Raw genomic sequence first — 12,911 nt, 5'->3', positions numbered from 1 at the left:
TGCCATCATTAGGATCATTTCCATACCACGATTGTTTCAACTGGCTTAGTTTGTTTATGAGTGGCTTTCTCGTTACGTAAACTAAGTACCGCCATAAACCCACCAATCATCATTAGCAGGCCGCCTAACCATAACCAACGAACATATGGTTTATATTGAATTCTCACCGCATAATCAGTGCGATTAAGCTTTTCACCCAAGGTAATATAGATGTCTCCATGCCAATACCACTTAATTCCCGGTTCACTCATGTTCATGGTACGAACAGCATAGTGGCGACGTTGAGGTTGGATCATCGCTTCAAACTGACTGTCTTTAGTCATCACAATATTCGCCTGCTCAGCTGTATAATTAGGCCCTATAAGCAACTCTGTATCGCTATATGTAAAGGTATAATCGTCAAGAACAACCACATCACCCGGCCCCATTTTATCGCTAATTTCAGTGTCGTAATGACTCACTAAAGCCGCGCCAACAATAGTGATTGCAACACCAATATGCGCAACCACCATTGCCGCTTGTCGCCAAACAATGCCTTTTAAGCCTTTTGAGCGCCTTTTATTAACCCGCATAACAAATGCTTGTAACGCTGTGAGTGCTATCCAAAGCGCAGTGATAAATGATGCGCATACAACAAGGTTAACCCCTCTTTCAAACAACACTGATAATGCAACACCCAATACAACTGATGCCGCCATGGGTGCAAGCGTTCGAGTGATCAAATCATCCATCGTCACACTGTGCCAGCGGATCAGCACACCAAAACCCATAAATATGAACAATATAAAGCTCATTGGCACAAACATGGCATTAAAGTAGGGTGCACCAACTGAAATATTACCGAGCCCTAAAGCTTGAAAAACCAGTGGGTAAAACGTTCCAAGCAAAACGGTGAGTGTTGAAACAGCAAATAAACTATTACCTATCATAAACATGGCTTCTTTAGATAAAAAACCAAATTTAGCGGGTACAAAATATTGGGCTGACTTCACCGCAAATAAACTAAGTGAAACAACCAATATCAGCGCGAGAATAGATAACAATATAATGCCGCGCGTTGGGTCTACCGCAAACGCATGTACCGATGTTAGCAAACCAGAGCGCACAATGAATGTGCCAAGCAAGCTCAGCGAGAAAGTGAAGATAGCCAGCAGTAAACTCCAGCCAATTAATGCACGTTGATGTTGTGTGATCATCAACGAGTGCAGTAATGCCGTACCAGTTAGCCAAGGCATCAGTGACGCATTTTCAACAGGATCCCAGAACCACCAGCCACCCCAACCTAGTTCGTAGTAAGCCCACCAAGAACCAAGAGCGATACCGCCAGTCAAGAATACCCACGCAGCCAACGTCCAAGGACGGCTCCATTTCGCCCAATCTAACTGCGCCTCTTTCGAGGTTAACGCAGCCATGGCAAAGGCAAAACTCACCGCGAAGCCAACATAACCAAGGTAGAGCATCGGCGGGTGGAAGATCAGACCAACATCTTGCAACATCGGATTCAAATCCCGCCCTTCAAGAGGAACTGGAAATAATCGTTCAAACGGGTTCGATGCAAATAAAATAAATGCACTAAATAACGCAATCAATACCGCTAGAGTCACTAAAACCCTGGCAATAAACGCCTCATCTCGATGACGACACACCCAAGCAACGGCTGCAGCCCACAAAGCAAGCGAGAACAACCAAAATAGGAATGACCCTTCATGCCCCCCCCACACCGCTGCAAGTTTGAAGAAGAAAGGAAGCTGGGTATTAGAATGATGGGCAATGTAGGCAACCGAAAAATCATCCAGCGCAAAACCTACGCCTAATAAAACAATAGATAGAGTAACAAACAGGAAAGCGCCATAACTTAACGGCCAAGCGTAGCGAGTAAGGTATGAATCCTTTTTAATTAATCCAACAACAGGGATGGTGGAGCCGAGTATTGCCAAGACAAACCCTATGATCAGGGCAAAGTGTCCAACTTCAGGAAGCATCGTGTATCCTTTCAATAACCGCCACGGCATACACCGTGACGATTAACGTAGTACTAGGTATTATACCGTGGTCATTTGGCCAGCATACAGAATGAAAGTACGTAACATCAGTACTCCAATCAAACTTAATGTGGTTACCAACATAATAAAGGCTTTGTTGTGACGAATGCCCGCAGGACTAAATGCATTCAGGCCAAGTGGAACCAACATACCCATGCCGATGACACCGTACCAGAACCATGTAGCCCAAAAACCGCCACCGATTGCAGCCATTGCAGCCGCAGCGCTTTGACCGCCACCGAAATACAAACCGCTAAAGAAAGCAAATATGACAAATAATTCAAACATTACGACTGGGCGTTCGAACTTGTGCACCCATTTTACGCTTGCACTATGTGCAGATTCTTTGAAGAAAAGAACCCCAACCAAAATACAAGCTGCCGCACCCGATGATAAACTGGAGAATAAAAACAGTAATGGTAGTACTGGGTTATTCAACAACGGATAGGTTTGAAGTGCTGATAACAGGAAGCCGGTATACGCCGCTAGCAATAACGCTAAGAAGCCCAAGAATAACTCAAGGCTATTTTCAAAGCGCGTAATGACGGCCATCACTTTACCTACAATTGGCAAGCGACCGTTAAGCAATTTCAGCAGCTCATCTTTATAGATAATGGCAATCCAAGCAAACAGTACCACCATGTATATCTGGAATAACATAACCCCCATCGACATCACTGAACTTGGGTTATAGAAGATCATAATCTTCCAGAACGACAATGGCTTCGTTAGGTGGAATACCAAGATTAATAGACCAACAATAATCCCGAATGGTGCCAGGATCGCCGTTGCTTTAATAATACCATTTGTACTTGGGTGACCTTCAATCACCTTACGTTTAAGGTAAATTGAAATCATCACCGCACCCGCCGACATACCGGCTAAAAATAGGTAAACGGCAATGATCCAATCCCACACAAGCGAATCAAAATAAAAGGCATCTGCAAATGCTGTACTCATCCTTTTATCTCCCCTTTTCCATGAGGTACTTTATACAGCTTCGGCTGCGTCCCTAGTTCCACTTTCTGGCGATAAACAGGCTTCTCTTTTATCAGCTGACTAACTTCACTATTTGGATCATTAAGATCACCAAATGTCAGTGCTTTTGTTGGGCATGATTCAACACAAGCGGGTTGTTTACCGGCTTTTAAGTTTGTTTTTTTACAGAAATCACACTTATCAGCTGATTTTGTTTCAGGGTTAAAGAAGCGGACTTGATAAGGGCATGCTGCCAAACAATAGCCACAACCAACACATTTGAAGTTATCAACATCAACAATGCCAGTTTCTGCGTCTTTAAAGGCGGCCCCTGTTGGGCATACATGAACACATGGTGCGTTTTCACAATGCTGACAAGAAATACGTGTGAACTTGTAGTCTACATTCGGGTATTCGCCTTGAGGCTCACTGCGTACTATTTCTAATCGCGATACCCCTTCAGGTACATTGTTCACCTCTCGACAAGCATCAGTACATGCTGTACAGCCAATACATAACGTTTCATCATGTACCATGCCGTATAGCTTAACGCCGTCTTTCATTGTTGCCGCCAGTGATTGGCGACCGAGTAGCGAGTTGGCACCGACGCCTGTGGTGAAAATTACTGCACCTGCACCAGCCAAAAAATTACGTCTTGAACACGTCATAATCGCCCCTACTCTTCTTTTTTCAGATCTGAATGACAATCGACACAAAGCTTAATTCTCGGCTTTCTTTCGATACCCTTCATTGGATCTGTTTCTGGGTGGATGTTATGGCAAGATGCACAAGATAAATCTAACGCATGCACATCATGAGTCCAGTTTGCTTCACGCAAATCTTTTGGCTCATGGCAATCAGTACAGGTTTGATTTTGCTTCGTGATCCACGTTATATCGGCCGCTGGCTTTTCACTGCCAGCAACAGACTGCGACGGTGCAAACTTCGTCACTGATGAACCACCATCGCGGTGATCTTTTCCTATCGTGCTGTGGCAATCGACACAGGTAATGTTTCGATTTGTTTCAGCATGAAGCACATCACTATGTGCGCCTTTTAGCGTGTCTTTTTCATCTTTATGGCATTGCGTACAAGCGTAGTCGCGATCCCGGATGAAATCGACAACATGTCGACCTGACTCTTGAGTTGAAACAGAAGGGGTTGCTGCTGTGGCTTCTGCTGGCTGAGAGTCGGCGGCAACATTGATTGAGAAACCCCAAATACACATGCCTACAAATAATGTAATCATGCTATTTAGGGCTACTTTATAATTGCCCATTTTTCACCTTTTCATCTTCCAATTACTTTTTATTTAAAAGTAACAGGTGCTGATATAAAGAGTTGAGTGCATCAAGATGCACAATTAATATAAATGTCACTAAACATATTTAATTGATATCAATTCTTATTTTCATCAACATAAGCCACAACGCTTAACAGTTACATATTAAACAATATTTCAATATGTGAAAACATGCGTCAAGCTGCAAATACTACTTAGGGGTGATTTAATCTGCCTGTTTAGTGACCTAGATCAATTCCATTCTTCGCATAAGATGATGATTTAAAGTTCATTTTTTAAATAAATCTCCAGCAGTTATTTAGCTACCCCTAAATACCCAAAAAGGGGTATTTGAATGTAAATTTAGGTCAACTCCCATTATTAATTTTTCACTTTTGATCCAAAACAATAAACATTTTCCTTTTCCTCCACACAACATCATATTTGCTATTCTTAGCAAGATCTCCAGTTCTTAATCATCAATCGGCCGCTCTCACAACGCTTGGCTCTATTTATAATTAGAATTATGGAGTAACACACTGTGAGTAATAAATGGACGAGAAACACTGCCGCCGTTGCAGCTTTGTTGTCTGCAATATTTCTTTCGACTAATGTGCAGGCTGCCTCTGAAGATGCAGAAAAAGAAAGAATAGAAGCACGCAACCAAAACTACGCGCTAGAGCATGTTGAACAATACACAAGCTGGGAAGCGACCAAAGAAAGTGACACCATTGAGGATGCCCTTGAAGGCGACCCTAATATGGTGATTTTGTGGGCGGGATATGGTTTCGCAAAAGACTATAACAAAGCACGTGGTCACTTTTATGCTGTTGATGATGTACGTGAAACACTTCGTACAGGCGGCCCACAAGATGAAAACTCAGGCCCAATGCCAATGGCATGTTGGAGCTGTAAAAGCCCTGACGTCGCTCGTGTAATCGACGAGCGTGGTGAAGATGGCTACTTCGAAGGTAAATGGGCACGCTTAGGCTCGGAAATCAATAACGCTATTGGTTGTGCAGATTGCCACAACACCAATAGCGACGACTTCAAACAAGGTAAGCCAGCCCTTGCAATGTCACGCCCATACGCTGAGCGTGCAATGGAAGCGATTGATAAGAAGTTTGAAGATGGCTCGCGACTTGACCAGCAGGCACAAGTTTGTGGTCAGTGTCACGTTGAGTACTACTTCCAAAAACAAAATAAGAACGCGGTTAAATTCCCTTGGGATAAAGGTACTGGCGTTGATGAAATGGAAGTGTACTTCGATGAAATTGGGTTCAGCGATTGGACCCATGGCGTATCTAAAGCACCAATGATCAAAGCACAGCACCCAGAATATGAAACATGGCGTGATGGTATCCATGGCAAGAATAACGTGACATGTATTGACTGTCACATGCCTAAGGTACAAAACGAAGAAGGTGTCGTGTTCACAGATCATAAGATCGGCAACCCATTCGACCGTTTCGAAGATACTTGTGCACAATGCCACACGCAAGATAAAGCAACAATGCAAGGCATCGTTTCAACACGTAAAGCACAAGTGCTTGATATGAAGCTACGCGCTGAAAAGCAAATCGTTGCTGCTCACTTTGAAGCGAAAGCGGCTTGGGATGCAGGTGCAACCGAAGAGGAAATGAAGCCAATCCTTATGGATATTCGCCACGCACAATGGCGCTGGGACTATGCAATTGCTTCACACGGCGTTCATATGCATGCTCCAGAAGTTGCCCTACGCGTATTAGGCACAGCTGTTGATAAAGCAAGTGACGCTCGTGCTCAAGTTATTCGCTTGTTGGCAACTAAAGGCATTACTGAAGAAGTTCAGATCCCAGATATCTCAACCAAGCTAAAAGCACAGCAAGCTCTTGGCATGGATATGGATGCTATGAACGAAGAGAAAGAAGACTTCTTGAAGACCGTGGTACCACAATGGGATAAAGAAGCAGAAGCTCGCGAAGCGTCTTACGATAAGTAATTAAACTATTCGATATAAATAAAAACCCAGCTGATGCTGGGTTTTTTTATTTAAAACACTACCTATCTCTATTCGTATTTTTCCACACTGTTGACCATACTGACATAAGCAATACGTTTAGTATTAAGCAGGGAAGTGACTATGAGGCAGATTATTGGGGCATCATTTCGTGTATTAATTGCTTTTATGCTTGTCATCAGCCAAGGAGCGCAGGCAAATTTAATTGAGAATGGAAGCTTTGAAGTCACAGATGTAAGAGATGGCCGCTGGCGTTATTTCACTCCAGGAACCCCTGCAGCAACTGGATTAGCATGGCAAGGCGATAACATCGAGATTTGGGATTCACTGTTTGGCTTTGAGGCCAGCGATGGCGACCAATACGCAGAACTTAATGCTCATCCAAACCAAGGTGATAAATTTTCATTTTTCCAATCGTTTTCAACCGTTAACAACAGGTTATATCAGCTGAGTTTTGATTACTCCGCAAGAAGAAAACGCAATGAARGCTTTAATATTAATGTGTTAGGCGAGTCGGTGCTTCTTGATTATGATCTTGATGATCACACTCGATTTAACTGGCGACAATATTCAGGCACATTTACTGCTGACAGTGCTGAAACAACATTGCGCTTCACTTCAAATAATAATGGCACACGAGGTAACTTACTCGATAATATTAAAGTAATTTTGATCCCTGAACCAGATCTCATGTTTCCTTTATTCCTTTTAATCTTATTTTTAGCGATCGGCTACCAAAGACGAAAAGTTCAGCATAAGAAATAAAAAAGCCCAGTAATTAACTGGGGCTAATGATTATTCTTATTTAATAGAACAATTTTTAGTTAAATTAAGCCTTTCGCCCGATTAATTGCATTAATTAGCTTCACACGATCTAAATCTGTTCTTTCAGTATCAAGGGCTTGCTGCCAAGTATCAATCGCTCTTTGGTAGCGCGCTGTTAGAAAGTAATCTGTAGCCTGTAGCATCAAAGCAGGAATATTATCTTCGTCGAGCTCAAGTGCCTTATTCAACCATTGCTTGCTTTCAGGGGTAAAGTTCTGACCTTTATCATAATAGCTCGCGGTTGCCATTGCTGAATAAATGTTGGCTTGAGGTACTTCTGTCAGTTTCGACGCATAGAAAAAAGCAGTACCAGCCTCTTCAAACTGTGAGCTGTACATATAGGCATTCCCTAAGGCATACCATAATTCACCATTTTGAGTATCGTCACGCAGCTCATTCTGTATTTCATTAATGCGTTGCTGATTGAGATCAGTCGGCATCATCGACGCAATATTATCACGATCAGAGCCATCACTTACTTTCTCTAAAAGAACGACGTCTTGGCGATCGGGTTGGGTTGTGCCTAGAAAAGCATAAACTCCAATAGATATCATCGATATTAGAGAAAACAAACCAATAAAGAGTGGTGTTACTTTTCGATTATGACGGTATGAATGGCCRGCAAGCAATAAACCGGCAGCCAACAATAAAAGTCCAAATAATAGTATTTGATAACCCAAGGTTCCCTCTCCATCATACTGTAACCATAAATTAAACCACTGATATTCTATGTTCAAAAAACATCAATGTGATATATCATTTTAACAGAATTCAAGAAGATAACTGGCTTATCAAAGAAAGGTTTAACGCAGATCAAAAACAAAAAAAGGTAACGAATTCGTTACCTTTTTTATTTCGTGATTTGAGCTTATAGCTCAAAACCGCCGAAAGCTTCACTGTCTACTTGGCGCTCAAGAAAAGCGACAAGATCATCATGACCACCAATGTATTGACCATCAAGAATAATCTGAGGCACGGTGCGTACAACGTTACCTGTTGTTTGCTCAATGAAGTCAACCATCATTGTTTTTGGCAAATCTTGGCCTAGTACAAGTGTGGTGTATTCTGTTCCACGTGCATCAAGCAAGGCTTTTGCTTTTACACAAAATGGGCAATTTGGTTGGGTAACAACAAGGTTCTGGTGGCCAGCAAGTTGTTCAATCGTCATCTCAGACATTGTTCTTCACTTCTTCAGGTTAACTTTGCCCGTTAAGATAATCGAAACCCTTCACGACCGCAATTTTGATGTAAGATCTTTATCGACTTTATTATGCCCTACGCTTTCTAAAGGCATACATACCCGCACTAAGCAGTACATTGATGAAGGCCTTCCACTCACTTAAATTCGCTTTTGGTGAAGTACCTTTTGCCATTAGGGCGAGTTGTTGCTCATACCAAGTAATGTTCAGCATCGCCATATTATCGATAGCTCTGATACCAGTAGTTAATGTGCGTAGTTCTTGCTTATGCTCAATATTGTTGATTAGCTTTTGTGGAAAATCAGGATCGACCGCTGTAGTTCGTGCCAAACCAATAAAATCAGTCGCCCCAGAATCTAATGCAGCCTGCATCGCAGATGCTGATCTAAAGCCCCCAGTCAGGACAAGTGGCGTATCCACCAAATGGCGCACTTTTTCAATATAATCAAGAAAATATGCTTCACGATTTTGCGTCGACGCCTTCTGCTTGCCTCCCATCATCGTTGGGCTTTCATAGGTGCCACCGGAAATTTCAATCAAATCAATTCCAGCCCTACTTAGCGCTTTCACCACCAGCATCGAATCATCTTCACTGAAACTTCCTTGCATAAAGTCTGCCGAGTTCAGCTTGATACCTATAGGGAAATGCTCACCCACTTTAAGGCGTATAGCATCATAGATTGCTAACACAAATCGCATACGGTTTTCTAACGACCCACCCCACTTGTCCGTTCGTTGGTTATGGCGAGGTGATAAGAATTGACTCACTAAATATCCATGGGCAGCGTGGATTTGAACCCCAGTAAAGCCAGCCTCTTTGGATAACTGTGCACTAAGCGCAAACTTTTCAATAATCGAATATATTTCGGCTTCTGTCAGTGCTCGGGGTTTATTAAATCCTTTTTCCAAACCGTTTTCTAAAGTAATAGCTGAGGGTGCAACGGGTTGTTTACAAATGAAACTGGGTATTTGTTTACCTGGATGGTTTAATTGGGTCCAAATTTGGCTGTTATTTTTCTTACCAGCCACGGCCCAACGTTTAAATAAACTTAAATCTGACTCTTCATCAAGCACAACATTTTTAGGCTCACCCAGCGCCGTTCTATCAACCATGATATTACCGGTTATCGACAGACCAATTCCACCTTCCGCCCAGCGTGAGTATAACGTCGCTAGGCCTGCTTTTGGGCTATGTTCTCGTGTCCCTAGCTGTTCGCTCATTGCTGATTTGAATAAACGGTTTTTTATTGTCTGGCCACTTTTCAAGGTGAGTGAACTACCCAGTTCAATTCTGTCGTGGTTCTCGGTTGCCAATTGATCCATTATATTTCCTATCATTTTGTCTATATTCAAATTCAGCTTTAAAGTCCAAGCCAAAGAACAACTAATTATAATTTAACGATTAACTTGCCCTTATTGGCACCGGTGAAAAACAAATTTAACCCTGTCATTGCGCTTTCTAATCCGTTCAACAGGTGAGTACGATAGTTTATTCTACCTTGCATGACATACGGCGTAAGTTTACTCAGTAAAGCTGGCGCATCACCTAAATGATCTGGCATTGCAAAACCTTGAACGGTAATCCGCTTTTTGATCAAAGGAATCCAGTTTGGGCCTGGTGCCGGTACTTCTGAGGTGTAATCAGCAATCATTCCACACACAACAATACGACCAAAGGTATTCATACGATTGAAAATAAGCTGCTGAATTGGCCCTCCGGTATTTTCAAAAAACACATCAATGCCATTCGGGGTCAATGCACTCAATTGTTGGTCTAAATTCTCTGACTTATAGTTAATGGCACCATCAAAACCCAGATCATTAACTATCCAATCCGCTTTTTCATCACTTCCTACAACCCCAATAACACGTAAACCATCAGCTTTGGCTAATTGCCCAACAATTGAGCCCACAGAGCCCGCAGCACCTGTTACAACCAGTGTTTCACCAGCTTTTGGCTTACCGACATTAAACAGCCCTTGTGTGGCAGTTAATCCAGGTAAAGCAAACACCGATAATGCCATTTCAGCATCAATGCCCGCTTGTACTTTATTCAGTCCACGGCCATTACTTAGAAAATATTCCGTCCACCCAGTCATCCCCATCACTTTATCGCCAACAGCAAAATCAGGGTGATTCGATTCTAGCACCTCGCCAAAACCGCTTGAGCGCATAACCGTATTTAACTCAACAGGTGCGATGTAGCTGTTTGTATCTGGGCTCATCCAACCAATCATTGCAGGGTCTAACGACATATGAGTCTGTTTAACAAGCACTTGACCAGGTCCAGCGGTTGGGATCGTTTTACGTACAACGTCAAACAAGTGTGGGCCAATTGGGCTATTGTCAGGGCGGTGAGCAAGTAATATTTCAGTATATTGGGTCATTATTTCTTCCTTCATTTTTATTATTAGCATTTACCCAACTAGCTTTAGATGAACACTCCAGCCGCGATAGGTAACTGAGATGCATCTAGTATTACCCATGTTTTAAGTCATATATAGAGGTTAAAATGCTAAACTCTATTGTCTTAATAACAACAATGAATGATTTATGGACCAATTAAGAGCCTTAAAGTATTTTTCTGCCACAGCAGAAGCAGGTAACTTTACCAGTGCCGCAAAGCGGTTTAATGTCCCTGCCTCATCGATCTCACGCCGTATTGCTGATTTAGAAGCCAGCTTAGGCGCTCAATTGCTTACTCGTACCACCCGTACCGTTGCATTAACGGAGGTTGGCCAACAATATTTACATCAAATAAATACTATTTTGGAGCAACTGGAGCAATCTGATAAAGCCGTTAAAGAGTATCAAGCGACTCCCAAGGGACGGTTAAAAATTAGCGCCATGGTTGGTTTTGGCGAGCAAATATTGATCCCTATCTTGGATGAGTTCTCGATGCTTTATCCCGAGATCCTATTAGACGTCGTGCTAAGTGATGAGCTTTCTAAATTAGATCGTGATGATGTCGATATCGCTATCCGTGGTGGGTTTGCGCCAGATGAACGTGTGGTGGCAATTCACCTCATGGATAACCATTTTATTGCCGCCGCCTCACAGAAGTATTTACAAAGCCATGGGGTGCCAAGCAGTACAATCGAGTTAAAGGAGCATAAAGGGCTATATTTCAAAACGCCTATGGGACCAACGCCTTGGTTAAGTGAGATTCAAGGGCAATGGCAAGACGTATCGGCACCAAGTGCCTTAACCACAAATAATGGAAAATGGTTGGCAAGAAAAGCCATTGAAGGCGTTGGTATTGTGATGATGCCACGCTGGGTATTACAGCCCTATTTTGACTCAAATGAACTCGTTGAATTAAAATTTCAAGAGCCGTTAAGCATTACGCAAAACCAACATCTGGGTGTGTATATGCTGTACCAAAAGCTTGGCTACGCGACACCGAAAGTTAAAGCCGCGGTCGACTTTATCGCTGCGCGAGTGAAAGGAAGGTAGCGTTCGCGTTTTCAGCCAATTTTGATGGGAATCCGCTTTCGGCCAAATGCTTTCTCGCGCGCGGCAAACCGACCAGCCAGCTGAAAACCGCAATATTTGCACTCTCCCTGCCCCGTAAGGTGACAGTCGCCCAGCTCATACCAATTACGTGAAAGTACTTTTTCCTTACAGTTAGGGCAGTAAGTACTGTCGCCCTGTTCATCGTAAATATTACCGACATAGGCATAATTTAATCCATTTTTAACGGCAATTTCACGCGCTCGCTGTACCGTTGCTGGCGGTGTCCTCGTCTTATCCATCATTTTAAAGTCAGGGTGAAACGCACTGAAATGGATGGGAATATCAGCGCCAAGATGGTCATATACCCACTTACAGAGCGCTTCTATTTCTTGACTACTGTCGTTTTCATCGGGAATAAGCAGTGTCGTAATTTCGAACCACACCTCGGTTTCATGACGTAAATACAGAAGCGTATCGAGTACAGGTGCAAGGTGTCCGCTACAAATTTTATGATAAAAACGCTCAGTAAATGCCTTCAAATCAATATTGGCCGCATCCATGTAACGAAAGAAATCAGGCCGAGCTTGATCCGTAATATAACCTGCACTTACCGCAACGCTATTAATACCCTGCTCACGACAAGCTTGGGCTGCATCAACGGCATACTCTAAAAAAATAACCGGATCGTTATAGGTAAAAGCAATACTGTCACAATTATAACGTTTTGCTGCTGCAGCCAATTGTTCTGGCATTGCTGATGAGCCCAAAGTATCGATTTGACGAGACTTACTTATGTTCCAGTTTTGGCAGAACTTACAGCCAAGGTTACACCCCGCAGTACCAAAAGAGAGGACGGAACTACCGGGGTAAAAATGATTCAATGGTTTTTTCTCAATCGGATCAATGCAGAACCCGCTAGAACGCCCGTAACTCGTCAAGGCAATTTCACCGTCATGTGCTTGCCTTACAAAACACGCGCCGCGCTTTCCATCTCGTAAACGACAATGCCGAGGGCAAAGATCACAAACAACTCGCCCATCATCAAGTTGGTGCCAGTACTTTGTTGGATAAAAGGCTGGAGGAGTTCGCATCTTATTCACCTGATTGAGTATTCCTTTTCTATACTGAGT

At 42.9% G+C, this 12,911-nt stretch carries 12 protein-coding genes; 3 read left to right on the top strand and 9 right to left on the bottom strand.

From position 1 onward, the window contains the following. Positions 1-14: 14 nt before the first annotated feature. From L4D09_RS08525 to nrfB, 4 genes are read right to left on the bottom strand one after another with little or no spacing between them, the layout of a single operon-like run. The gene (locus L4D09_RS08525; RefSeq protein WP_428457071.1) at positions 15-1,982 is read right to left on the bottom strand and encodes a heme lyase CcmF/NrfE family subunit; all 1,968 of its coding nucleotides are present in this window, start codon (positions 1,980-1,982) and stop codon (positions 15-17) included. 60 nt (positions 1,983-2,042) lie between these two features. Further along, the gene (gene nrfD / locus L4D09_RS08520; RefSeq protein WP_428457070.1) at positions 2,043-3,002 is read right to left on the bottom strand and encodes a cytochrome c nitrite reductase subunit NrfD; all 960 of its coding nucleotides are present in this window, start codon (positions 3,000-3,002) and stop codon (positions 2,043-2,045) included. Continuing rightward, entirely contained in the window at positions 2,999-3,688 is a 690-nt protein-coding gene (nrfC, locus tag L4D09_RS08515) for a cytochrome c nitrite reductase Fe-S protein (RefSeq protein ID WP_428457069.1), read from the bottom strand. The genes nrfD and nrfC overlap by 4 nt, the downstream gene beginning before the upstream one ends. Positions 3,689-3,696: 8 nt before the next feature. Then, entirely contained in the window at positions 3,697-4,299 is a 603-nt protein-coding gene (gene nrfB, locus L4D09_RS08510; protein WP_428457068.1) for a cytochrome c nitrite reductase pentaheme subunit, read from the bottom strand. Positions 4,300-4,843: 544 nt separating this feature from the next. Between nrfB and nrfA the strand changes: the two genes are divergently transcribed. After that, positions 4,844-6,283: an ammonia-forming nitrite reductase cytochrome c552 subunit gene (gene nrfA, locus L4D09_RS08505; protein ID WP_428457067.1), complete on the top strand. Its 1,440-nt coding sequence runs from the start codon at positions 4,844-4,846 to the stop codon at positions 6,281-6,283. Positions 6,284-6,424: 141 nt separating this feature from the next. Continuing rightward, positions 6,425-7,066 (top strand): DUF642 domain-containing protein, encoded by a 642-nt coding sequence (locus tag L4D09_RS08500; RefSeq protein ID WP_428457066.1) that lies wholly within the window; start codon positions 6,425-6,427, stop codon positions 7,064-7,066. Between the two features lie 59 nt (positions 7,067-7,125). Here L4D09_RS08500 and L4D09_RS08495 read toward each other — a convergent pair whose 3' ends face one another. The 4 genes from L4D09_RS08495 to L4D09_RS08480 form a co-directional block, all read right to left on the bottom strand. After that, the gene (locus L4D09_RS08495; protein ID WP_428457065.1) at positions 7,126-7,806 is read right to left on the bottom strand and encodes a TPR domain-containing protein; all 681 of its coding nucleotides are present in this window, start codon (positions 7,804-7,806) and stop codon (positions 7,126-7,128) included. A 188-nt stretch (positions 7,807-7,994) separates the two neighbouring features. Beyond that, positions 7,995-8,303 carry a glutaredoxin domain-containing protein gene (locus tag L4D09_RS08490; protein WP_428457064.1) on the bottom strand — a complete coding sequence of 103 codons (309 nt, stop codon included), beginning with the start codon at positions 8,301-8,303 and terminating at the stop codon, positions 7,995-7,997. Positions 8,304-8,394: 91 nt separating this feature from the next. Beyond that, the gene (locus L4D09_RS08485) at positions 8,395-9,648 is read right to left on the bottom strand and encodes an NADH:flavin oxidoreductase/NADH oxidase family protein (RefSeq protein WP_428457063.1); all 1,254 of its coding nucleotides are present in this window, start codon (positions 9,646-9,648) and stop codon (positions 8,395-8,397) included. Between the two features lie 65 nt (positions 9,649-9,713). Continuing rightward, the gene (locus tag L4D09_RS08480; RefSeq protein WP_428457062.1) at positions 9,714-10,712 is read right to left on the bottom strand and encodes an NADP-dependent oxidoreductase; all 999 of its coding nucleotides are present in this window, start codon (positions 10,710-10,712) and stop codon (positions 9,714-9,716) included. A 166-nt stretch (positions 10,713-10,878) separates the two neighbouring features. Between L4D09_RS08480 and L4D09_RS08475 the strand changes: the two genes are divergently transcribed. Next, positions 10,879-11,781: a LysR family transcriptional regulator gene (locus L4D09_RS08475; protein ID WP_428457061.1), complete on the top strand. Its 903-nt coding sequence runs from the start codon at positions 10,879-10,881 to the stop codon at positions 11,779-11,781. A gap of 11 nt (positions 11,782-11,792) precedes the next feature. Here L4D09_RS08475 and amrS read toward each other — a convergent pair whose 3' ends face one another. Then, complete coding sequence (amrS, locus tag L4D09_RS08470) at positions 11,793-12,872, bottom strand: AmmeMemoRadiSam system radical SAM enzyme (protein ID WP_428457060.1); 1,080 nt, start codon at positions 12,870-12,872, stop codon at positions 11,793-11,795. Between the last annotated feature and the right edge of the window lie 39 nt (positions 12,873-12,911).

Source organism: Photobacterium makurazakiensis (assembly GCF_050336715.1).
GTDB lineage: Bacteria > Pseudomonadota > Gammaproteobacteria > Enterobacterales > Vibrionaceae > Photobacterium > Photobacterium makurazakiensis.
Note: the sequence above shows the minus strand (reverse complement) of the source record. Positions and strands in the feature narration are given on the sequence as shown.